Source organism: Stenotrophomonas sp. RG-453, assembly GCF_033843685.1.
GTDB lineage: Bacteria > Pseudomonadota > Gammaproteobacteria > Xanthomonadales > Xanthomonadaceae > Stenotrophomonas > Stenotrophomonas bentonitica_A.
Map to the genome: position 1 here is coordinate 99,806 of NZ_JAMYED010000010.1, position 22,909 is coordinate 122,714.

The following is a 22,909-nucleotide window of genomic DNA, read 5'->3' on the forward strand; positions in this document are numbered from 1 at the left end:
GGTAGGAAGAACGGCGGCACTGCGGTGTCGCCGTTTTTTTGCTCAGGCGTCGTCGTCGGTTGGCAGGGCGGTGGGCGGGGCGCCCGGGGTGAATACACCTGGCTGCACGAATGCGCTGAGGATCGCATCCAGCGTCTGCGCGCCATCGCGCTGAATCTCGAACAGCTCCGGTTCCAGCATCGCGCTATACAGCACGCCGGTCAGGCTGGTGCTCACGATGCGCGCCACCGTGTCCACGTCTACCCCCTCGCGCAGCTGCCCCAACTCCCGCGCGCGCTGGAACGCGGCCGCGAAAATGCCCAGCTCCTCACGCGATGCCTCCAGCTGCAGCGCCTGCATCGCCTGGCTTTCCACCGACAGATCGTTGCGCAGCATGATTTCCATCATGTTGCGCAGGCGTTCGTCTTCGGCCAGTTCGCGGAAGGAGACCAGCAGCGCCGAGCGCAGGTCCAGGATCGGCGTGTTGCGCTTGGCCGAGGTGGTGCGGCGCATGCGCTCGATGAACGGCACGCGCTCGCGGTCGATCATCGCGGTCAGCACTTCGGCCTTGTTCTTGAAGTGCCAGTACACCGCGCCGCGGGTAAATCCGGCGCGCGCGCCGATCATCGCCAGGCTGGTGCCGGCGACCCCGTATTCATGGAAACAGACCTGGGCCGCATCGAGGATGCCCTCGCGGGTGGCCTGCGCCTCTTCTTTGGTTTTTCTGGCCATTGCGCTGTGCAGTTGCTGGATGAAACCGGCCTGAATTGTACCGCTTTACAAACAAACATGCATGTATGTATATTTGCGCCCCACTGATCCTCAGCGAGGACTGCCCGCGAATGCCGGCGGGTCTCGTTTCGGATATTTGCCGTCATTTGCTGCCTGTTTGTCGTCATTCTTCGCTTTTATCGGAAGTTGGGCTGCAGGCGCGCCCTTTTCCGTCTGCGAGCCCCTACCGCCATGTCCAGAACCCCGTACCGTCTTCTCGCGCTTTCCCTCGCGATCGCCCTGACCGTGTCCGCCTGTGGCGGTGGTGAGCAGGAGGGTCCACAGGGCGGGCCTGGCCAGGTCACCGTGGCCACCCTGAAAGCCGAGCAGGTCGGCCTGACGCGCGAACTGCCTGGCCGGACCAACGCGTTCCTGGTGGCCGAAGTGCGCCCGCAGGTCAACGGCATCGTGGCCAAGCGGCTGTTCACCGAAGGGGGCCTGGTCACCGCGGGGCAGCCGCTGTACCAGCTTGATGACGCCAGCTACCGGGCCCAGGCCAACAGCGCCCGCGCCCAGCTGGCGCGCGCCGAAGCCACCGCCAATGCCGCACGCCTGAGCGCCAGGCGCATCGGCGAGCTGGCCAAGGTCGAAGCGGTCAGCACCCAGGACAACGAGAACGCGATCGCCGCGCTCAAGCAGGCCGAGGCCGATGTCGGCGCTGCGCGTGCCGCGCTGGATGCGGCCAACGTGACGCTGGGCTATGCCCGCATCACCGCGCCGATCAGCGGCCGCATCGGCAAGTCCTCGGTCACCCAGGGCGCGCTGGTCAGCGCCGGCCAGGCCGAAGCGCTGGCCACCGTGCAGCAGTTGAACCCGATCTATGTCGATCTGACCCAGTCCGCCAGCGAGCTGCTGCAGCTGCGCCGCGAGCTGGCCAGCGGCCGCCTGCAGGACAACCAGACCCTGCCGGTGACGATCCTGCTCGACGACGGCACCGAGTTCGACCACAAGGGCACCCTGGAATTCTCCGAAGTCAGCGTGGACCCGACCACCGGCAGCTACGCGCTGCGGGTCAAGGTCGAGAACCCGGACCAGGTGCTGATGCCGGGCATGTACGTGCGTGCGCAGGTCGGCAGCGGCGTGCGCGAGAACGCGATCCTGGTGCCGATGCAGGGCATTGCCCGCGATCCCAAGGGCGATACCAGCGCCATGGTGGTCGGCAAGGACGACAAGGTCGAAGTGCGGCAGGTCAAGGTGAGCCGCTCGCTCGGCGACAAGTGGCTGGTGGAGGACGGGCTGAAGGCCGGTGACAAGGTCATCGTCGAAGGCCTGCAGAAGATCCAGCCGGGCATGCCCGTGCAGGCCACCGAAATGGGCGCGGCCCCGGCCAAGCCGGCCGCCGCGCCGGCGGCTCCCGCCGCCCAGCAGTAACCGGAGAATTCCATGGCACGTTTTTTCATTGATCGCCCCATCTTCGCGTGGGTGATTGCGATCATCATCATGCTCGCCGGTGGCCTGGCGGTGCTCAAGCTGCCGGTCTCGATGTACCCGGAAGTGGCACCGCCGGCCGTCGAGATCAGCGCCAGCTACCCGGGTGCATCGGCCAAGGTAGTCGAGGACTCGGTGACGCAGATCATCGAGCAGAACATGAAGGGCCTGGACGGCCTGATCTATTTCTCCTCCAACAGTTCCTCCAATGGCCAGGCCACGATCACGCTGACCTTCCAGAGCGGCACCGACCCGGACATCGCCCAGGTGCAGGTGCAGAACAAGCTGCAGCTGGCCATGCCGCTGCTGCCGCAGGAAGTGCAGCGCCAGGGCATCAACGTGGCCAAGTCGAGCAGCGGCTTCCTGCAGGTGCTCGGCTTCGTGTCTGAAGACGGCAGCATGGATGCCAACGACATCTCCGATTACGTCGGCTCCAACATCGTCGATCCGCTGAGCCGCGTGCCCGGCGTGGGCAACATCCAGGTGTTCGGTGGCAAGTACGCCATGCGCATCTGGCTGGACCCCAACAAGCTGCACACCTACAAGCTGTCCACCGCCGAAGTGATCGCGGCGATCACGGCGCAGAACGCGCAGGTCGCCATCGGCCAGCTTGGCGGTGCGCCGTCGATCAAGGGCCAGCAGCTCAACGCCACCATCAACGCGCAGGACCGCCTGCAGACCCCGGAGCAGTTCCGCAACATCATCGTGCGCAGCGCGCAGGACGGTGCCGAACTGCGCCTGGCCGACGTGGCCCGCGTGGAGCTGGGGGCCGAGTCGTACGACTTCGTGACCCGCTACAACGGCAAGCCGTCTTCAGGTATCGCGATCACCCTGGCCACCGGCGCCAACGCGCTGGCCACCGCCAACGGCGTGCGTGCCACCCTGGATGAAATGGCCCCGAACTTCCCGGCCGGCCTGAAGGCGGTGGTGCCGTATGACACCACCCCGTTCGTGCAGGTCTCGATCAAGGGCGTCATCAAGACCCTGATCGAAGCCATCGTGCTGGTGTTCCTGGTGATGTACCTGTTCCTGCAGAACTTCCGCGCGACCCTGATCCCGACGATCGCGGTGCCGGTGGTGCTGCTGGGCACGTTCGGCATCCTGGCCGCGCTGGGCTTCTCGGTGAACATGTTGACCATGTTCGCGATGGTGCTGGCGATCGGCCTGCTGGTCGATGACGCGATCGTGGTGGTGGAGAACGTCGAGCGGATCATGTCCGAGGAAGGCCTCTCGCCGCTGGAAGCCACGCGCAAATCGATGAGCCAGATCACCGGCGCGCTGGTCGGCATCGGCCTGGTGCTGTCGGCGGTGTTCGTGCCGATGGCCTTCATGAGCGGTGCCACCGGCGTCATCTACCGCCAGTTCTCGGCCACGATCGTCTCGGCGATGGCGCTGTCGGTGCTGGTCGCCATCGTGCTGACCCCGGCGCTGTGCGCCACCATGCTCAAGCCGCTCAAGAAGGGCGAGCACCACGTGGCCCACAAGGGCTGGTCGGGCCGTTTCTTCAACGCGTTCAACCGCGGCTTCGACAACTCCAGCGCGAAGTATCAGCGTGGCGTGCGCGGCATCCTCGGCCGTCCGTGGCGTTTCATGGGCGTGTTCGCCGCGCTCGCGCTGGTGATGGGCCTGCTGTTCATGCGCCTGCCCAGTTCGTTCCTGCCCAATGAAGACCAGGGCATCCTGATGGCGCTGGTGCAGACCCCGGTCGGCGCCACCCAGGAACGTACCCTGGAATCGATCGACAAGCTTGAAAAGCACTTCATGGAGAACGAGGCCGACGCGATCGAGTCGATCTTCTCCGTACAGGGCTTCAGCTTCGCCGGCATGGGCCAGAACGCGGGCATGGCCTTCGTCAAGCTCAAGGACTGGAAGGACCGTGATGCCGACCAGGGTGCGATGCCGATCACCGGACGTGCCATGGCCGCGCTGGGCGGGATCAAGGACGCCTTCATCTTCGCCTTCCCGCCGCCGGCGATGCCGGAGCTGGGCATCGGCTCGGGCTATACCTTCTTCCTGAAGGACACCAGCGGTGCCGGTCACCAGGCTTTGCTGGATGCACGCAACCAGCTGCTCGGCATGGCCGGGCAGAGCAAGCTGCTGGCCAACGTGCGCCCGAACGGGCAGGAAGACACCCCGCAGCTGCGCATCGATATCGATGTCGGCAAGGCCAGCGCGCTGGGCCTGTCGCTGGAGGCGGTCAACACGACGCTGGCGGCGGCATGGGGCAGCAGCTACATCGATGACTTCATCGACCGTGGCCGGGTCAAGCGCGTGTACGTGCAGTCCGATGCGCCGTTCCGCATGAACCCGGAAGACTTCAACCTGTGGTCGGTGAAGAACACCGCCGGTGAGATGGTGCCGTTCTCGGCCTTCGCCAGCCAGCGTTGGGATTACGGCTCGCCGCGCCTGGAGCGCTACAACGGCGTCTCCGCGATGGAGATTCAGGGCGAGCCCGCTCCGGGCGTGGCCTCGGGCGATGCGATGAACGAAGTGGAGAAGCTCGCCAAGCAGCTGCCGGCCGGTTTCGACATCGAGTGGACCGCGCTGTCCTACCAGGAACGCCAGGCCGGTTCGCAGACGCCACTGCTGTACACGCTGTCGCTGCTGATCGTGTTCCTGTGCCTGGCCGCGCTGTATGAAAGCTGGAGCGTGCCGACCTCGGTGCTGCTGGTGGCGCCGCTGGGCATCCTCGGCGCGGTGCTGGCCAACACCTTCCGCGGCATGGAGCGCGACATCTACTTCCAGGTGGCGATGCTGACCACGGTGGGCCTGACCAGCAAGAACGCGATCCTGATCGTGGAGTTCGCCAAGGAGAACCTGGAGAAGGGCGCCGGCCTGATCGAAGCGACGATGCATGCAGTGCGCGACCGTCTGCGCCCGATCATCATGACCTCGCTGGCCTTCGGTCTGGGCGTGCTGCCGCTGGCTATCGCCTCCGGTGCCGGCTCTGGTGCGCAGCAGGCTATCGGCACCGGCGTGCTCGGCGGCATGGTGGTCGGCACCCTGCTGGGTGTGTTCTTCATCCCGCTGTTCTTCGTGGTGGTGCAGCGCGTGTTCAATCGCAAGAAGTACGGCAAGAACGCTGGAGGTTCCGATGCGTAAGCCCATGATGGCCAGCCTGGCGCTGGCCGTGAGCCTGGTGCTGTCCGGCTGCTCGACGCTGGAGCCGCGCAGCACCGAAGTCGCCCCGGCGATTCCCTCGCAGTGGCCGGCAACGGCTACCACGGGGGCAGTGACCGCTGCACCGATGGAAGTGGCCGACATCGGCTGGCGCGACTTCTTCGTCGACCCGCGCCTGCAGGCAGTGATCAGCCAGTCGCTGGAGAACAACCGCGACCTGCGCGTGGCCGTGCTCAACGTCGAGCGTGCCCGGGCGCAGTACCGCATCCAGCGCGCCGACCGCGTGCCGGCGATCGGCGTGCAGGGGCAGATGACCCGCAGCGGCGGTGATGCGCCGGTGACCGAGCAGTTCAGTGCCAACCTCGGCGTGGTGGAGTTCGAGCTGGATCTGTTCGGCCGCGTGCGCAACCTCAGCCAGGCCGCGCTGCAGCAGTACTTCGCCGAAGCGGCCAACCGTCGCAGCGCGCAGCTGTCGCTGGTGGCCGAGGTGGCCAACGCGTGGCTGACCCTGGGCGCGGACAGCGAACAGCTGCGGATCGCCCAGGCGACGCTGGCGACGTACGAAGATTCGCTGCGCCTGACCGAGGCACGCCGTCAGCTTGGCGGCGCCTCGGCGCTGGAACTCAGCCAGACCCGCACCCTGGTGGAAACCGCGCGCACGGATGTGGCGCGCTTTGCCGGCCAGGTCGCCCAGGACCGCAATGCACTGGTGCTGCTGGCCGGCGGGCCGGTCGATGCCGCCCTGCTGCCGCAGGCCGAGGTGACCGATGTGGCCAGTGTGCGGCCGCTGCCGGCCGGCATGCCGGGCGATGTGCTGCTGCGTCGGCCGGACGTGATGGCCGCCGAGCACGTGCTGCTCTCGGCCAACGCCAACATTGGTGCCGCGCGCGCGGCGTTCTTCCCGTCGATCAGCCTGACCGGCAACATCGGTTCGGCCTCCTCGGAGCTGTCGGGTCTGTTCGACAGCGGCACGCGCGTGTGGAGTTTCATTCCCAAGCTCAACCTGCCGATCTTCCAGGGCGGCAAGCTGCGCGCGAATCTGGGCATGGCCACCGCCGATCGCGATATCGCACTGGCGCAGTACGAGAAGGCGATCCAGTCCGGGTTCCGCGAGGCGGCCGATGCGCTGGCGCTCAACGAGAGCCTGGATGCGCAGTTGTCTTCGCAGCAGGCGCTGGTCGCCGCGGCGGAGCAGGCGCAGCGATTGTCCCAGGCGCGTTACGACGCCGGCCTGGACAGCTTCCTGACCTTGCTGGACGCACGGCGTACCGCCTACACCGCGCGGCAGTCGCTGGTCAGCACGCAGTTGGCGCAGCAGTCCAACCAGGTAGCGTTGTACAAGGTGCTCGGTGGCGGCTGGCACGAGCGCGGGTAAGTCTGCGCGGGTGCGTCCGGCCGGCCGCACCCGCGCCCGTCATGGGTCGTCGGCGCGGCCATCGCCGTGGCAGCGCCGCGCGCGGTCCAGCGCATTGCCCGCCTCGCGTGCCATGCGTTCGTACTCGCGGCGGATCTCTTCCAGGCGCTCTTCGTCCAGCTCTTCCAGATCGAGCAGTTCGTTGTTGGCGCCCTTGGTGGCGCGGATCAGCCCATCAAGCTTGATCTGGATCGCGGCGGTATCCGCGTTCTGAGTGACCGCCGCCAGGAAGGTCCACGGCGTTCCCGCCGCACAGGACGCCTTCTTGGCGACCAGGATGAAGAGGCTGCGCAGTTTCATGAGGCACGGCAGACCGGGTCCGAGGTGCCTGCATCATTGGTGGGGCGCCGTGCAGGCGCTGTGCAGCCGGGGCGGGTCAGACCCGAGCATGCAACCGCGGACGCGAGGACAGGTCCTGGCGGCCGGCATGGTAGACGTGTTCCCAGCACTGGTCGACGAACTGGCGTGCCTGTTCTTCGGACAGGCGCGGCATGATCTGCAGCGCGTAGTGGGTCTGGAACATTTCATCGCGCTGCTCATCGCTGGCACGCGGTTGCGTGATCAGCGAGTCGCAGGCGAATTTGATCCACGGCACGTAATGGCCGAACGAGCCCGTCCCGAGGTTGCCGTCGGCATGACGCTGGCGCCAGTAGCTGACTTCGGCGTCGACATCGATGACGGCAGGGATGGAGATCTGGGCGGAGGACATGGTCACTTCAGTTTGGGAAGAAGGGAATCTGGATGATGGCGTAGAGCGCGGTGCAAGCGGTGTCATGGCGATGTGGAGCTGGTGTGGCGGCTTTTGCCACGTTGCTCGCGCAGCAGATGAGCGTGGTGGACCACGCCGAGCCGCTCGGCCAGCGTCGCCAGCCGGTTGCAGACGGCGACACGCTGCTGGGGATGGGACCGCGTCAACTCATCCTGTATCGCCTGGTAGGCATCCCAGAAAGGCGCGGCGTTTTGGTGGCGTGCGTAGTGCACCTGCAGTCGTTCCCAGGCATCGGTCAGCTCGGGTTCGACAGAGGAGGTGCGGCGGGTTCGGGCATGCATGACGTCTCCTCGACGATGGTGCCCCCTGTGCAACCACCTTAAGCCGTTCATGCAGCGCGGTTGTTAGTGCGGCGTGTTCGCCGTGTCCGGCGACCGTCGTCGGTGCGTGAGGGCATCACGCGCAGACACCCACGGCACAGGGCCCTGCGGCCCGGCCTGCTCACTGAAGCATTCAGAACGTAGCCGTGCCCGCGCGCCACCGTTCGGCCCCGCGCGGGCATCTTCCACGCATATGCGCGCGGAAGCGGCGGCGCTTACTCGCCGATGTCTTCGTTCCAGACCTCGGGATGGGCGCTGATGAAGCCGCCGAGCAGGTCGATGCATGCCTGGCTCTGCATGTCGATCACCTTGACGCCGTTCTCGCGCAGCCACTCGATGCCACCCTGGAAGGTGACCGATTCGCCGACCACCACGGTGCCGATGTTGAACTGGCGCACCAGCCCGCTGCAGTACCAGCACGGGGCCAGGGTGGTCACCATGATGGTGTCCTGGTAGCGGCGCTGGCGGCCGGCCTTGCGGAAGGCGTCGGTCTCGCCGTGCACGGACGGGTCGCCTTCCTGCACGCGGCGGTTGTGGCCGCAGCCGAGCAGCCGGCCGTCGTTGTGGTACAGCGCGGCGCCGATCGGGATGCCGCCTTCGGCCAGGCCCTGGCGGGCTTCGGCAATGGCGGTTTCGAGCAGGGCGGCGTAGTCGGGGGTGGTGATCATGCGCAATCCAGGGACGTGAAGGCCTTCATGATAGTGGGCGGCCTGCCGCAACGGCGCCGGCGGTGCGATAATCGTCCCCATGAGCGAATCCCCCTACAAGACTGGCACCACCCATTTCGGCTTCCGCGACGTCGCTGCGAAGGACAAGCAGAAGCTGGTGGGCGAAGTGTTCACCTCGGTCGCGCGCAGCTACGACCTGATGAACGATCTGATGAGCCTGGGCATCCACCGGGCGTGGAAGCGCTACTACGTGGCCACCGCGCAGGTGAAGCCGGGCGACCGCGTGCTCGACCTGGCCGGCGGCACCGGCGACATCGCCGCGCTGATCAAGGAGCGGGTGGGTGATGAGGGTGAAGTGGTGCTGGGCGACATCAACGCCGGCATGCTCTCCGTCGGCCGTGACCGGCTGACCAACCGCGGCCTGGTCGCGGGCCTGAACTACGTGCAGTGCAACGCCGAGGCGCTGCCGTTCCCGGATGCGAGCTTCGATCTGGTCACGATCGCCTTCGGCCTGCGCAACGTCACCGACAAGGAAGCCGGCCTGCGCGAGATGCACCGCGTGCTCAAGGTGGGCGGCCAGGCGCGTGTGCTGGAGTTTTCCGAAGTCACCGCCGACTGGTTCAAGCCGATCTACGATTTCCACTCGTTCAAGATCCTGCCCAAGCTGGGCCAGCTGTTCGCGCGCGATGGCGACAGCTACCAGTACCTGGCCGAGAGCATCCGCAAGCATCCGCCGCAGGAACAGCTCAAGGCCATGATGACCGAAGCCGGTTTCGAGCGTTGCCACTACAAGAACCTGACCGGCGGCATCGTTTCGATTCACTCCGGCTACAAACTTTGAGACAGCGGTCCGGTTCCCGCTGAGGGGGCTCGGCCACACTGCAGGCAGGCTGTCGAAGAGGGCCTGCCATGCGCCTGTACCGCGGGCTTGCCCGCGTATTTCCCCGCTCATTCACCGCCAAGCTGATGGCGGTGGTGTTCCTCGGCCTGCACGTCCCGCTGCTGGTCCTGCTGCTGTGGATGGCTGCGACGGGCCACTACGCGCGCGGGGTGATGTGGACCGTGGTCGGCGTGGTGCTCCTGGCCACGCTGCTCGGCACCGCGATCGCGATGATGGCGCTGTACCGCCTGATGGCGCCGCTGCGGCAGGCGGCCGATGCGCTGGAGGCCTACTACGACGAGCAGCGCCTGCCGCACCTGCCCGACCTCGGCCATGACGAGATCGGCCGGCTGCTGCGCAGCATCAACCGCAACCTGCATGGGGTCGACGCCGGCCTGCGCGATCTGCGCCGCAGCGTGTTGCTCGATCCGCTGACCCAGGCCCTGAACCGGCGCGGCTGCGAACAGGCGCTGGCCGATTCGGCAGCGTGGGCGAGCGCACAGGCCCGCCCGCTGACCCTGTTCGTGGTCGACCTGGACAACCTCAAGCCGATCAACGACGCCCACGGCCACCTGGCCGGGGACCAGGTGCTGGTGCGGCTGGTGGAGACCGCGCGGCTGTGGCTGCGCGGCCCGGACTGGATCGGGCGCTGGGGCGGCGATGAGTTCCTGCTGGCGGTACACGCCGACAGCAACGAGGCCGGCGAGCGGGTCACCCGCTGGCTCGCACAGCTGGCGGCACCGGCGCGCGCTGGCGAGCCGCCGGTCAAAGCCAGTGCCGGCGCCGCCCGGTATCGCCCCGGTGATGACCTGCGCGAGGCCTACCGGCGCGCCGATGCGGCCATGTACCGGGCCAAGTACGCCGGGGGCGGGCGGCTGCTGCGCGCCGAGGACTGAATGCGCGAACCGCCACGCATGGCCTGCGCGGGCGCCGGAGACAGGGGGTAAACTGGTCGTTTCACCCTGATCGGTCCCGATTCATGCGATCTCCGTTCCTGTTGATTCCCCTGGCCGTCGCCCTGGCGTCCGGCTGCTCCAAAGAACCGGCGGCTCCGACCGTCGATCCCACTGCCAACGCCCCGGCGAGCACTGCCATGAAAGCCGACAGCCGCAGCCACGATGAAAGCTCCTACGCCGAGCCGGACAAGGTCGTCGTCAAGGACATCGCGCTGGACCTGAAGCTGGACTTCGACAGCAAGCAGATCGGCGGCACCGCGACCTACACGCTGGAGTGGAAGGACAAGGCGGCCAAGCAGCTGGTGCTGGACACCCGCGAGCTGACCGTGGAGAAGGTCGAGGCGATCGCCGCCGATGGCAAGACCGCGCCGCTGCCGTTCGTGCTGGCGCCGGCCGACAAGGTGTTCGGCAGCAAGCTGAGCATCGAGACGCCGGACCAGCCGGCCAAGGTCGTGATCACGTATCACACCGCGCCGACCGCCTCGGGCCTGCAGTGGCTGGAGCCGTCGATGACCGAGGGCAAGAAGCTGCCCTTCATGTTCAGCCAGTCGCAGGCGATCCACGCCCGTTCCTGGGTGCCGCTGCAGGACACCCCGAGCGTGCGCTTCACCTACAGCGCGCACGTGGCCTCGCGTCCGGACGTGATGGTGCTGATGAGCGCCGACAACGATCCCAAGGCTGCGCGTGACGGTGATTACACCTTCAAGATGCCGCAGCCTATCCCGTCCTACCTGCTGGCCATCGCCGCCGGCGACCTGGTGTTCGAGCCGATCTCCGGCCGCTCCGGCGTGTGGGCCGAACCGACCATGGTCGGCAAGGCCGCCAAGGAGTTCGAAGACACCGAGAAGATGATCGGCGCCGCCGAGAAGCTCTACGGTGAGTACCGCTGGGGCCGGTACGACATGCTGGTGCTGCCGCCGTCGTTCCCGTTCGGTGGCATGGAAAACCCGCGCCTGACCTTCGCCACCCCGACCGTGATCGTCGGCGACAAGTCGCTGGTTTCGCTGGTCGCCCATGAACTGGCACACAGCTGGTCGGGCAACCTGGTGACCAACGCCAGCTGGAAGGACATCTGGCTCAACGAAGGCTTCACCACCTACGTGCAGGGCCGCATCACCGAGGCGCTGTATGGCCAGGAGATGGCCGAGATGGAGCGCGAGATCGACCAGAACGATCTGCTCGCCGAAGTGAAGGACATGAGCCCGGCCGACCAGGCCCTGGCGCTGCCGCCGCTGAGCGAGCGTGACCCGGACGAGGCGTTGAGCCAGGTCGCCTACGTCAAGGGTGCGTGGTTCCTGCAGTTCCTGGAACAGCGCTTCGGCCGCGAGACCTTCGACCCGTTCCTGCGTGGCTGGTTCGATGACCACGCCTTCCAGAGCGCGAACACCGACCAGTTCATCGAATACCTGAAGAAAAACCTGCTGTCCAAGAAGCCCGGCGCCGTCACCGATGCCGAGCTGAAGGCGTGGCTGGACGAGCCGGGCATTCCGTCGTTCGCGACCAAGGCCCGCTCGCGCAACTTCTCCATCGTCGATACCGCCCGCATCGCCTGGCAGGGCAGCAACACGCTGCCGAACGCGCAGATCACCGGCGAGTGGGGCACCCAGGAATGGGTGCACTTCATCGACGGCCTGGGCAAGACCCTGCCGGTGGAGAAGCTCGCCGCGCTGGACAAGGCGTACCACTTCACCGGCACCGCCAACGGTGAAATCGCGATGCGCTGGTACCCGCTGACGATCCGCAGTGGCTACAGCGAGGCGAATGAAGCCGCCGGTGCGTTCATCGAGCGCGTCGGTCGCCGCAAGCTGATCATGCCGATCTACGCCGAACTGGTGAAGACGCCGGAAGGCCTGGCCTTCGCCAAGGCGGCCTTCGCCAAGGCCAAGCCTGGCTACCACCCGATCACCACCGGTTCGGTCCAGGACATGCTGGACAAGGCCGAGGCGGGCGCGGCCAAGCCGTAGTCGCCACACGTATCGGTTGAACGAAAAACGGCGGGGAAACCCGCCGTTTTTTCATGCCTGGGCGGCAGTGCTCACAGCGCGCGCACCGCCAGGAACATGTCCACACAGTCGTGCATCACCTGCTGCTGCTGCGCCGGTGAGAGCGGTGGCTGGCCGAAGGTGATCTGCGGCCAGAAGGCAAAAGCCTTGAGCATCGCCTGCAACTGTTGCGCGGCCTCGGCTGGTGGCATCCCCTCGCGCAGCCGGCCATCGGCCTGCGCGGCGCGGATCCAGCCGGTCAGGCCTTCTTCCTTCTCGGCCAGCTTGTCCATCATCGCGCGGGCCCGTTCGGGCGTGTGCACCAGTTCGGCCATCGCCACCCGGGACAGATCGATGAAGCCGGGGTCGTCGAGCAGGCGCATCTTCCGGGCCGCGAAGACCAGCAACTGATCGCGCAGCGGCCGTGCCGGATCGTAGGGCACGATATCCAGCGCCTGGCTGGCCTCGAACAGCTGCCACAGGATCGCGGTGAACAGCTCGTCCTTGCTGGCGAAGTGGTTGTAGACGGTGCGCTTGGAGACCTCGGCCGTGGCCGCGATGCGGTCCATGCTGGTGCCGGCGAAACCGAACGCGCGGAACTCGGCCACCGCTGCCTCCAGGATGGCCGCACGCTTGCGGTCGGTCAGGCGGGTGGGGCGGTCGGAGGGGCTCATGCGGCCATTTTACACCGTTCAGTTTACTTTTCGAAAAAGGCAAGTAAACTCGCCGGTGTACTTTTCTGGGCACGCCCCGCATGAAACGTCGCCTGCCTCGCATCCTCCTCCTTCTGACGGTGTTGATCGCCATGTCCATTGGCCTGTTGACCTGCGGTGCCCGCCCGGCGGCCGCCTATGACCAGTCGCCCCAGTTCGGCGACGGGCGCTTCCACAACCCCACCGGCAAGACCGATCTCGGCTTCTTCCGCACGGCCGGGGTGATGTGGCGCTTCCTGTTCAACAAGCCGGCCGACGCCAGCCCGTTGGCGCCGATCCCGGTGCAGGCCCTGACCCGCCAGGCCCTGCTCGATGCGCCGGACGACAGCCTGTGGCGGCTGGGGCATTCGACGATGCTGATGAAGCTGGACGGCCACTTCTGGCTGACCGACCCGGTATTTTCCGAGCGTGCCTCGCCGATGTCGTTCATGGGCCCCAAGCGCTTCCATGCGCCGCCGCTCACGATCGACGAACTGCCGCCGATCACCGGCGTGATCATCTCGCATGACCATTACGACCATCTCGACCACGACGCGATCCAGGCGCTGGCACCCAAGGTGCAGCACTTCGTCACGGCGCTGGGCGTGGGCGACCGCCTGATCGCATGGGGCGTGCCGGCGGCGAAGGTCGTGCAGCTGGACTGGTGGCAGGACACCCGCGTGGAAGGCCTGAAGATCGTCGCGACGCCGGCCCAGCACTTCTCCGGACGCACCCTGGCCGACGGCAACCGCACGCTGTGGGCCTCGTGGGTGATCGATACGGGGCAGACCCGGATCTTCTTCAGCGGCGACACCGGCTACTTCGATGGCTTTGCCCGGATCGGCGAACGTTACGGCCCGTTCGACCTGACCATGATTGAAACCGGTGCCTACGGCGCGGATTGGCCGGACGTGCACATGCAGCCCGAACAGAGCCTGCAGGCGCATCTGGATGTGCGTGGCAAGGTGCTGATGCCGATCCACAACGGCACCTTCGACCTCGCGCTGCACCCGTGGACCGAACCCTTCGAGCGCATCACCGCGCTGGCGCAGGCGCAGGGCGTGCCGCTGACCGCGCCACACATGGGAGAACGCCTGGATATCCGCGCACCGGCACCGTCCACCCATTGGTGGCGCGAAGGACAGCCGACCGCAAAGTAAGGCAGGCCGCCATCGCGGCGACGCCGGCATGCACCGCTTGGCGATAAAGTAGGCGCAGGCGCCTTGTGCGCCATCGACCAACACGGAGCACGCGATGAAACGACTGATCCTGGTAGCAGCCTGCGCCTTCGCGCTGGCCGCCTGCAGCAACCCCGAAGCCGAACGCCAGGCGCAGCAGGCCGCCGCGGCCGCCGCCAAGGCGCAGCAGGAAGAAAAGGCCGAAGGCGTGGCCAAGCAGTACGACATGGCCGTCGCCGCGCAGGATTGGGAGCGTGCCCGCATCCACGGTGGCTCGTTGCTGGACCAGTACAAGGACACCGATGTCGCCGCGCGGATCGAACCGGGCTACGCCGAGGTCAAGGCCAAGGCCGAGGCCGCGCGCGAAACGCGCCGCCTGCAGGCCCTGTGGCAGTACAACCAGATCCCGGTCGGTACCAAGGGCATCCAGTCCTCTGCGCAGATCTACAGCAAGGAACGCGTGGACGTGGATGGCAGCGGCGCCAAGCCGGTGCAGCTGGTATTCCGCGATCATCCCGAGTGGAAGCGGCATGCCTACCTGGTGCTGCAGGCCGGCGATTTCCGCTGCCCGAAATGCCAGGTCAAGGTGACCGTCGATGACGGCAAGCCGGTCTCGATGGCCGCCTGGCGCCCGGACACCGATGAGGCGATCGCGATGTTCATCACCGACCAGAAAGCGCTGTGGAACCTGGCGCGCAAGGCCAAGGTGATCAGCATCGAGTTCCCGGTCAAGGCCGGTGGCACGCGCACGGCCGTGTTCGAAACCGGTGGCTTGGATACGAGCAGGATGCCGCAGTGGTGGAAGTGAGCGGGCTTGCGGCGATCCGTCACTGGGTGTTCGACATGGACGGCACGCTGACCATCGCGGTGCATGATTTCCAGCGCATCAAACGCGAGCTCGCGATTCCAGCGGACGACGACATCCTGACCCACCTCGCCGCGTTGCCGCCGCAGGAGGCTGCGGCCAAGCATGCCTGGCTGCTCGCACACGAACGCGCGCTGGCCGGGCAGGCGCAGGCCGCCCCCGGCGCCGTCGCGCTGGTCCGCGCGCTGCACGCTGCGGGCTGCCGGCTGGGCATCCTCACCCGCAACGCGCGCGAACTCGCCGACGTGACCCTGCAGGCGATCGGTATCGGCGACGTCTTTGCCCGCGAGGACATCATCGGCCGCGACGAAGCCGAGCCCAAGCCGTCGCCGGTCGGGCTGCAGTACTTCGTTGAGCGCTGGCAGGCCGTTCCATCCCAGGTGGTGATGGTCGGCGACCATCGCTTCGACCTGGAATGCGGCCGCGCCGCCGGCACCCGCACCTTGCTGGTCAACACCCCGGACAACCCCTGGCCGGGCATGGCCTGCTGGCAGCTGGCCGACTGCGGGCAGGTGCTGGCGGCGTGGGAAGGAAAGCGGGTTTCGGTCTGATCGCGCCGGACAAGTGCCTGCCGCATGATCGGCAGGCGGTGGACCTCTAGAGCAGCCAGGCATGGCCTGGCTCTACCCTTGATCAAACGTTCAACGCGTAGCCGAACTGCTGTTTGAACTGCTCATTGAACTCATCGAAGGTGAAGCGCTGGTTCTGGGTGCCCGGGTGCTCGACCTTCAGCGCGCCCATCAGGTTGCCCATGCGGCCGATGGTCAGCCAGTCATAGCCCTTCTCGATGCCGTAGATCAGCCCGGCGCGGAACGCATCGCCACAGCCGGTCGGGTCCACCACGCGGCGCTCGTGCGCCGGCGGGATGTCATAGGTCTTTTCCGGGGTGTGGATGACCGCGCCCTTCGGCCCGCGGGTGGTGATGTAGGCCTTGACCCGGCTCACGATCTCCTTTTCATCCCAGCCGGTGCGCTCCTGCAGCAGGTTGGACTCGTAGTCGTTGACCACGACATAGTCGGCCTGCTCGATGAAGGTGCGCAGCTCCGGGCCGTTGAACAGCGGCATGGCCTGGCCCGGGTCGAAGATGAACGGCACGCCGCCGTCGAAGAACTCCTGCGAATTCTGGATCATGCCCTCGCGCCCGTCCGGGCCGACCAGGCCCAGGGTCACGCCCGGCACATCCTTCACGTGGTTCTCGTAGGAGCGCATCATCGCGCCCGGGTGGAAGGCGGTGATCTGGTTGTTGTCGTGGTCGGTGGTGATGAACGCCTGCGGGGTGAACAGCTCATCGATCACCTTGACCCGGCTCAGGTCGATGCCCAGGCCCTGGAAGTACTCGCGGTACGGGCCGAAGTCCGAGCCCACGGTGCCCATCGGGATCGGTTCGCCGCCCAGCAGGTACAGGTTGTAGGCGATGTTGCCGGCGCAACCGCCGAATTCACGACGCATGCGCGGCACCAGGAACGACACATTCAGGATGTGCACCTTGTCCGGCAGGATGTGATTCTTGAACTGGTCCGGAAACACCATGATGGTGTCGAAGGCAAGAGAACCACAGATCAAAGCGGACATCGAGTAAGGCCTATGCGGAAGGGGGTTTGAGGCCCGTCGGGCGGGCAACGAAACGGCGCCCTGCGGCGCCCTGCGGCGCAAAGGTTAACGGGTGAGGCGGCTTTGGGCCAGAACCCGGGCTGTCCGGATTGGCCTGAATGGCCGTGAAGGCTGGCTTTCGGCCAGATTTGTCCTTGCTCGCGCACAGGGGGATTGCTAGGCTTGTCGGCCTCGAATTCTGCCCATTTTTTCGCCATCCCGCGTTGGGCGCGACACCCCTCAGGATCAACTCCCAGATGTTCAAGAAACTGCGTGGCATGTTCTCCAATGACCTGTCCATCGACCTGGGCACGGCCAACACCCTCATCTACGTGCGTGGGCAGGGGATCGTGCTGAACGAGCCGTCGGTCGTGGCCGTGCGCCAGGACCGGGCCATCGGTGGTACCCGTTCCGTGGCTGCCGTAGGCGCCGAAGCCAAGCAGATGCTCGGCCGTACCCCGGGCCATATCACCACCATCCGCCCGATGAAGGACGGCGTCATCGCCGACTTCACCTACACCGAGGCGATGCTCAAGCACTTCATCAAGAAGGTCCACAAGTCGCGCTTCCTGCGCCCGAGCCCGCGCGTGCTGGTCTGCGTGCCGGCCGGCTCGACCCAGGTCGAGCGCCGCGCCATCAAGGAATCGGCCGAGGAGGCCGGTGCGCGTGATGTGTTCCTGATCGAAGAGCCCATGGCTGCCGCGATCGGCGCCGGCATGCCGGTCACCGAGGCGCGTGGCTCGATGGTCATCGACATCGGCGGCGGCACCACCGAAGTGGCGGTCATCTCGCTCAACGGCATCGTCTACTCGGCCTCCGTGCGCATCGGTGGCGACCGGTTCGATGAGTCGATCACCAACTACGTGCGCCGCAACCACGGCATGCTGATCGGTGAAGCCACCGCCGAACGGATCAAGGTCGAGCTGGGCTGCGCCTACCCGCAGGCGGAAGTGATCGAGATGGAAATCTCCGGCCGCAACCTCGCCGAGGGCGTGCCGAAGATGATCAAGATCAACTCCAACGAGGTGCTGGAAGCCCTGCACGAGCCGCTGTCGGGCATCGTCAGCGCAGTCAAGCTGGCGCTGGAGCAGACCCCGCCGGAACTGTGTGCCGACGTCGCCGAGCGCGGCATCGTGCTGACCGGTGGTGGCGCCCTGCTGCGCGACATGGACCGCCTGATCTCCGAAGAGACCGGCCTGCACGTGCAGGTGGCCGATGACCCGCTCACCTGCGTGGCCCGCGGTGGCGGTCGTGCGCTGGAGCTGGTGGACATGCACGGCAACGAGTTCTTTGCGCCGGAGTAAGCCGTACCGGCCGTGTATCGTGGACGCGCCTCTGCGGCGTGATGCCGGTGAGCCCCGCTCACCGGGCATCGCCTCGCCGGGGCGTTCTCGCATGCTGTTCCCGCTGCGCTGTGCTGCAACGCGCTTCACCCACACTTTTCCCAGTCGACGCCTGTGCCGCCTTACGCCGGTCCTCCCGTAGCCTCCCGCCAGGGCGATGCCGCCAGTCCGCTGCGCCTGCTCGCTTACCTGGCCCTGGCCATCACCCTGATCGTGCTCGATGACCAGGCCGGCTGGCTGTCGCGCCTGCGCGCGCAGGCCAACGTGCTGGTGCAGCCGGTGTGGGCGCTGGCCGGCCTGCCGGGCCGGCTCGGTACCCAGGTCAAGGACAATGCGGCCAGCCACGGCCAGCTGGTCAGCGAGAACCGCGAGCTGCGCAACCAGCTGCTCATCGCCAACGCGCGCCTGACCCGGCTGCAGACCGCCGCGCTGGACAACGCCCAGCTGCGCGAACTGCTCAACGTGGCCGAGCGCAGTGGCCTGGATGTGCAGCTCGCGCCGATCCTGGATATCGACCTGGACCCGGTGCGCCAGCGCCTGGTGTTGGCGGCCGGCACCCGCGATGGCGTGCATGTCGGCCAGGCGGTGATCGACGCCGGCGGCCTGATGGGCCAGGTGATCGCCACCACCGGCAACAGCGCGACCGTGCTGCTGCTCACCGACCCCGACCATGCCGTGCCGGTGACCGTGGCCCGCAACGGCGTGCGGCTGATCGTCTACGGCCGCGGCGACAAGCTGGAACTGCGTGACATCCCGCTCAGTGCCGGGGTGGAAGTCGGCGATGAGATCGTCACCTCCGGGCTGGGCGGTCGTTTCCCGGCCGGCTTCCCGGTCGGCAGCATCACCGCCCTGCGTCCGGACGACACCCATGCCTTCCTGGTCGGCGAACTGAAGCCGGCCGCCCAGCTCGACCGTGGCCGCGACGTGCTGCTGCTGCGCCCGGGTGAAGCAATCCACCTGCCGCCGAACCTGCGCCGCGATGCCGGGGAAGCCGGTGGCCCGGCCGCCGCGCCGTTGCAGGAGGGCACGCCGGCCGGCACCGCCGCGCCGGCCAGTACCACCCCGGCGGGTTCATCCCCGGCCACGACGGCACCTGCGGCGGCGCCCGCCAATGCACCACAGGCCAACCGGCCCGGTCCGGCCGCACCGGTACCGGTGACCGTTCCGCGCCGTGCCGCAGCCGAATCCACGGTAGTGCCGAGCCATGCTCGGCAGGCCGAACCCGTGGAGAACCGGCCATGAGCCGCCTGCGCGATAAACCCTGGGTGCTGCCGGTCAGTCTGGTGGTGGCGCTGCTGCTCGGCCTGCTGCCGTTGCCGGCCCTGCTGCAGCCGCTGCGGCCGTACTGGCTGGCGCTGGTGCTGGCCTACTGGGTGATTGAAACGCCGGACCGGGTCGGGCTGGGCATCGCCTTCGCCAGCGGCGTGATCGCCGATCTGCTGTATGGCGGCGTGCTGGGCGAGCAGGCGCTGCGGCTGGTGATCCTGACCTTCATCCTGCAGCGCTTCCGCGCGCGGATCCGCTTCTTCCCGATGTCCCAGCAGATCCTGGCGATCGGCGGGCTGCTGTTCAACGACCGCATCGTCAGCGCGGTGGTGCACATCGTGGTGGGCGAGCCGACCCTGCCGTGGTCGTACTGGTGGGCGCCGCTGCTGGGCATGGCGCTGTGGCCGCTGGTGTTCGTGCTGCTGGACGCGCTGCGCTTCGGGCGACGCGGGCGCTGACATGTACATGCGCCGCCAGGCCAAGAATCCGCATGCCGAGGCAGAACAGTTCCGGCGCCGCGCCGCGCTGGGCTTCCTCGGCGTACTGGTATGCCTGATCGGGCTGGGCGGCTGGTACTTCAAGCTGCAGGTGATGGACCACGACATCTACGCCACGCGCTCGGAGGCCAACCGGATCAAGCCGCGGCCGGTGGTGCCCGGGCGCGGGATGATCTACGACCGCAACGGTCGGCTGCTGGCCGAGAACGTGCCGGCGTTCCGCCTGGACATCACCCCGGACAAGGTCAAGGACATGGACGCCACCCTGGCCGGCCTGTCCAGGATCCTCGCGCTCAGCCCGGAAGACATCGAGACCTTCAACAAGTCGCGCAAGGCGCGCCGTAGTTTCCTGCCGGTCACGCTCAAGCTGCGTGTCACCGATGAGGAGATGGCGCGCTTTGCGGTGGACCGCTGGCGCTTCCCCGGCGTGGAGCTGGAGCCGTACCTGACCCGCCGCTATCCCTATGGCGATCTGTTCGCGCACATCATCGGCTACGTCGGCCGGGTGGATGACAAAGACCTGGAGATGCTGGGCGAGGGCAATGCCGCGCTGACCCACATCGGCAAGTCCGGGCTGGAGCGCTATTACGAGCAGCAGCTGCGCGGCAAGGTCGGTTACGAGCAGGTCGAGACCAACGTGCAGGGCCGCGCGATCCGCACCATCGGCCGGGTCGCGGCGCAGTCCGGCAGCGATCTGCGGCTGTCCATCGACGCCGATCTGCAGCGCGCGATGGTCGCCGCCTTCGGCGAGTTCGAAGGCGCAGCGGTGGCGATGGACCCGCGCACCGGCGAGGTGCTGGCGATGGTCAGCCTGCCCTCGTACGACCCCAACCTGTTCGTCAACGGCATCTCGCACGCCGATTTCAAGGCGCTCAACGACAACCCGTCGCGGCCGCAGTTCAACCGCCTGGTGCTGGGCGGCGTCGCGCCGGGCTCCACGATCAAGCCGTTGATCGGCCTGGCCGGGCTGGACAGTGGCGTGCGCCGGCCGGAGGACAAGATCCTCTCCACCGGCATGTTCTATCTGCCGGGCACCTCGCGCGGCTGGGGCGATGCCAACCGTGGCGGGCATGGCTGGACCGATCTGCGCAAGTCGATCACCCAGTCGGTCAACACGTACTACTACAAGCTCGCGCTGGATCTGGGCATCGAACGCTTTGACCACTACATGGGTTATTACGGGTTCGGTGCGCCGACCGGCATCGACCTGACCGGCGAGATCGGCGGCATCCTGCCTTCGCCGGCGGCCAAGTACAAATCGAGAAAAGAACGCTGGTATCCCGGCGACACGGTCAACGTCAGCATCGGCCAGGGCGACTGGAAGGTCACTCCGCTGCAGCTGGTGCATGGCGTGGCCGGGATCGCCGATGGCCACCTGCGCCAGCCGCACCTGGTGATGCAGCAGCGGGCCGGCTTCGACGCGGACTGGACCGCAACGCCGCCGGGTGAAAGCAAGCCGATCAGCCCCACGCCGAGCAATCTGCAGGCGGTGCGCGAGGGCATGATGGGCACCATGCAGCCGGGCGGCAGTGGCGCGCGTGCGGCTGCGGGCGCGCCGTACGTGATGGCCGGCAAGACCGGTACCGCGCAGGTGATCAGCCGCCGTGGCACGGCCGCGGTCAACCCGCGCAGCCTGCCGCTGCACCTGCGCCACCGCGCACTGTTCGTGGGCTTCGCGCCGGCCGACAACCCGGTCATCGCGGTGGCGATCGCGGTCGAGGGCGGTGGTTACGGCGGCTCGGCGGCGGCACCGATCGCACGCAAGATTTTCGATGCCTGGCTGCTCGGCAAGATGCCCGACGGCCTGGAACCGCTGGACAGCGAGCGCGGCACGACCGCGATCGGCATCACCGCCTTCGATGGTGGTGATGGCGCGGCCCGCGAGGCCGGCGATGCCGCCGTCGCTGCGCTGGAGCTGCTGCCGGTCGTGGTGGGCGTGCCGGCGCCTGCGCCTGTGCCGGAACCCGGCGCGCCCGTGCCCAGTGCCACCGCGCCCCCGACCGCACCGGAGCGGCCACGATGAAGGTCTTCCTGCGCTGGGCGGTCGATATGGCCGTCCGTTTCAGCAGCTCGCTGGACTGGGTGCTTTGCCTGGCATTGGGCGCGCTGATGCTGATCGGCCTGGCGGTGCTCAAGAGCGCCGGTGGCGACGGCTTGGTGTTCGCGCAGGGCGCGCGTTTCGCGGTCGGCCTGGCCGCGATGTGGGCGATTTCGCGGGTCTCGATCCTGCGCATCCGCTCGGCCACGCCCCTGATCTACGCGGTATCGATGATTCCGCTGCTGGCCGTGTTCGTGCTGGGCACCGGCAAGTACGGCCGGCAGTGGCTGGATCTGAAGCTGTTCTACCTGCAGCCGGCCGAGCTGCTCAAGGTCAGCCTGCCGATGATGGTGGCCTGGTACCTGCATCGCATGCCACTGCCGCCACGTTTCCCCACGGTGCTGACCAGTGCGGTGATCATCGGCGTGCCGACCGGGCTGGTGATGCTGCAGCCGGATTTCGGCACCGGCGTGCTGATCGCCGCCAGTGGCGCGTTCGTGCTGCTGCTGGCCGGGCTGCCGTGGTGGTGGGTGGGCGTGGCGGTCGGCGGGGTCGCCGCGGCCGCGCCGGTGGCCTGGTTCTGGCTGCTGCGCCCGTACCAGAAGGACCGCATCATGATGTTCATGGACCCGGAGAGCGATGCGCTCGGTGCGGGCTGGAACATCATCCAGTCCAAGATCGCGATCGGCTCGGGCGGCTTCGATGGCAAGGGCTGGGGCCAGGGCTCGCAGTCGCACCTGAACTTCATTCCCGAACAGACCACCGACTTCGCCTTCTCCGTGCTCAGTGAAGAGTTCGGCTGGATCGGCGTGGCCATCGTGCTCGCCCTGTACCTGGTGGTGATCGGGCGCTGCCTGTGGATCGCCTCGCAATCGCGCGATACCTATTCACGGCTGCTGGCCGGCGCGACCGGGCTGGCGTTCTTCGTCTATGTGCTGGTCAACGGCGGCATGATTTCCGGTTTGTTGCCGGTGGTGGGCGTGCCGATGCCCTTGATCAGTTACGGCGGCACCTCGGCGGTATCGCTGCTGGCCGGCTTCGGCCTGGTGATGGCCGTGCGTCGCCACAATCCGGTGCACGGCGGCTACGGCTGAGTGCGCGCGATGCGTACGCCGCGCACCGGCGGTACGTGTCGGCTAAGGATTGGGGTGCC

The 22,909-nt window shown here is 67.3% G+C and carries 21 protein-coding genes; 14 read left to right on the forward strand and 7 right to left on the reverse strand.

All coding sequences use genetic code 11. The features are described from left to right. Positions 1–42: 42 nt before the first annotated feature. On the reverse strand, positions 43–711 hold the full coding sequence (locus NJD74_RS17945) for a TetR family transcriptional regulator (RefSeq protein ID WP_070471919.1): 669 nt from the start codon (positions 709–711) through the stop codon (positions 43–45). 231 nt (positions 712–942) lie between these two features. On the opposite strand from NJD74_RS17945, the gene smeD reads away from it, so the two are divergent. From smeD to NJD74_RS17960, 3 genes are read left to right on the forward strand one after another with little or no spacing between them, the layout of a single operon-like run. Further along, entirely contained in the window at positions 943–2,121 is a 1,179-nt protein-coding gene (smeD, locus tag NJD74_RS17950; RefSeq protein ID WP_070471921.1) for a multidrug efflux RND transporter periplasmic adaptor subunit SmeD, read from the forward strand. Positions 2,122–2,133: 12 nt separating this feature from the next. Beyond that, positions 2,134–5,280 carry a multidrug efflux RND transporter permease subunit SmeE gene (gene smeE, locus NJD74_RS17955; RefSeq protein WP_070471923.1) on the forward strand — a complete coding sequence of 1,049 codons (3,147 nt, stop codon included), beginning with the start codon at positions 2,134–2,136 and terminating at the stop codon, positions 5,278–5,280. Then, the gene (locus tag NJD74_RS17960) at positions 5,273–6,673 is read left to right on the forward strand and encodes an efflux transporter outer membrane subunit (RefSeq protein WP_139146337.1); all 1,401 of its coding nucleotides are present in this window, start codon (positions 5,273–5,275) and stop codon (positions 6,671–6,673) included. Before smeE ends, NJD74_RS17960 begins: the two co-directional genes overlap by 8 nt. A gap of 39 nt (positions 6,674–6,712) precedes the next feature. Here the strand turns inward: NJD74_RS17960 and NJD74_RS17965 are convergent, their stop codons facing one another. The 4 genes from NJD74_RS17965 to NJD74_RS17980 all read right to left on the reverse strand — a co-directional run bounded on the left by NJD74_RS17965 (position 6,713) and on the right by NJD74_RS17980 (position 8,469). Further along, a complete protein-coding gene (locus NJD74_RS17965; RefSeq protein ID WP_102789385.1) occupies positions 6,713–7,012 on the reverse strand; it encodes a low affinity iron permease family protein in 300 nt (99 codons plus the stop codon). 76 nt (positions 7,013–7,088) lie between these two features. Then, on the reverse strand, positions 7,089–7,421 hold the full coding sequence (locus tag NJD74_RS17970; RefSeq protein ID WP_019186055.1) for a hypothetical protein: 333 nt from the start codon (positions 7,419–7,421) through the stop codon (positions 7,089–7,091). 62 nt (positions 7,422–7,483) lie between these two features. After that, positions 7,484–7,762, reverse strand: a complete 279-nt coding sequence (locus NJD74_RS17975) for a hypothetical protein (protein ID WP_319624707.1) — start codon at positions 7,760–7,762, stop codon at positions 7,484–7,486. A 254-nt stretch (positions 7,763–8,016) separates the two neighbouring features. Beyond that, complete coding sequence (locus NJD74_RS17980) at positions 8,017–8,469, reverse strand: nucleoside deaminase (RefSeq protein ID WP_019186053.1); 453 nt, start codon at positions 8,467–8,469, stop codon at positions 8,017–8,019. A 79-nt stretch (positions 8,470–8,548) separates the two neighbouring features. On the opposite strand from NJD74_RS17980, the gene ubiE reads away from it, so the two are divergent. From ubiE to NJD74_RS17995, 3 genes are all read left to right on the forward strand, one after another. Beyond that, entirely contained in the window at positions 8,549–9,310 is a 762-nt protein-coding gene (gene ubiE / locus NJD74_RS17985; protein ID WP_102789386.1) for a bifunctional demethylmenaquinone methyltransferase/2-methoxy-6-polyprenyl-1,4-benzoquinol methylase UbiE, read from the forward strand. Between the two features lie 68 nt (positions 9,311–9,378). Next, positions 9,379–10,245: a GGDEF domain-containing protein gene (locus NJD74_RS17990; RefSeq protein WP_019186051.1), complete on the forward strand. Its 867-nt coding sequence runs from the start codon at positions 9,379–9,381 to the stop codon at positions 10,243–10,245. Between the two features lie 83 nt (positions 10,246–10,328). After that, the gene (locus tag NJD74_RS17995; RefSeq protein WP_019186050.1) at positions 10,329–12,269 is read left to right on the forward strand and encodes a M1 family metallopeptidase; all 1,941 of its coding nucleotides are present in this window, start codon (positions 10,329–10,331) and stop codon (positions 12,267–12,269) included. A gap of 71 nt (positions 12,270–12,340) precedes the next feature. Here the strand turns inward: NJD74_RS17995 and NJD74_RS18000 are convergent, their stop codons facing one another. Further along, positions 12,341–12,961, reverse strand: coding sequence for a TetR/AcrR family transcriptional regulator (locus NJD74_RS18000; protein WP_319624708.1), 621 nt, complete (start codon positions 12,959–12,961; stop codon positions 12,341–12,343). A 131-nt stretch (positions 12,962–13,092) separates the two neighbouring features. Between NJD74_RS18000 and NJD74_RS18005 the strand changes: the two genes are divergently transcribed. The 3 genes from NJD74_RS18005 (at position 13,093) to NJD74_RS18015 (ending at position 15,573) form a co-directional block, all read left to right on the forward strand. Continuing rightward, positions 13,093–14,139, forward strand: coding sequence for an MBL fold metallo-hydrolase (locus NJD74_RS18005; protein ID WP_319624709.1), 1,047 nt, complete (start codon positions 13,093–13,095; stop codon positions 14,137–14,139). Positions 14,140–14,233: 94 nt separating this feature from the next. Then, entirely contained in the window at positions 14,234–14,965 is a 732-nt protein-coding gene (locus NJD74_RS18010) for a hypothetical protein (RefSeq protein ID WP_070471939.1), read from the forward strand. Between the two features lie 35 nt (positions 14,966–15,000). Then, entirely contained in the window at positions 15,001–15,573 is a 573-nt protein-coding gene (locus tag NJD74_RS18015; RefSeq protein WP_083298764.1) for an HAD-IA family hydrolase, read from the forward strand. Between the two features lie 82 nt (positions 15,574–15,655). On the opposite strand, the gene NJD74_RS18020 is transcribed toward NJD74_RS18015, so the two are convergent. Continuing rightward, positions 15,656–16,594, reverse strand: a complete 939-nt coding sequence (locus NJD74_RS18020) for a carbohydrate kinase family protein (RefSeq protein ID WP_019186045.1) — start codon at positions 16,592–16,594, stop codon at positions 15,656–15,658. 275 nt (positions 16,595–16,869) lie between these two features. Between NJD74_RS18020 and NJD74_RS18025 the strand changes: the two genes are divergently transcribed. From NJD74_RS18025 to rodA, 5 genes are all read left to right on the forward strand, one after another. Beyond that, on the forward strand, positions 16,870–17,916 hold the full coding sequence (locus NJD74_RS18025) for a rod shape-determining protein (RefSeq protein WP_019186044.1): 1,047 nt from the start codon (positions 16,870–16,872) through the stop codon (positions 17,914–17,916). Positions 17,917–18,069: 153 nt separating this feature from the next. Continuing rightward, entirely contained in the window at positions 18,070–19,197 is a 1,128-nt protein-coding gene (gene mreC / locus NJD74_RS18030; RefSeq protein WP_019186043.1) for a rod shape-determining protein MreC, read from the forward strand. Continuing rightward, complete coding sequence (gene mreD / locus NJD74_RS18035; protein ID WP_019186042.1) at positions 19,194–19,679, forward strand: rod shape-determining protein MreD; 486 nt, start codon at positions 19,194–19,196, stop codon at positions 19,677–19,679. The genes mreC and mreD overlap by 4 nt, the downstream gene beginning before the upstream one ends. A gap of 1 nt (position 19,680) precedes the next feature. Then, positions 19,681–21,741: a penicillin-binding protein 2 gene (gene mrdA, locus NJD74_RS18040; RefSeq protein WP_070471943.1), complete on the forward strand. Its 2,061-nt coding sequence runs from the start codon at positions 19,681–19,683 to the stop codon at positions 21,739–21,741. Then, positions 21,738–22,850 (forward strand): rod shape-determining protein RodA, encoded by a 1,113-nt coding sequence (gene rodA / locus NJD74_RS18045; protein ID WP_319624710.1) that lies wholly within the window; start codon positions 21,738–21,740, stop codon positions 22,848–22,850. The genes mrdA and rodA overlap by 4 nt, the downstream gene beginning before the upstream one ends. The last annotated feature ends 59 nt before the right edge of the window (positions 22,851–22,909 follow it).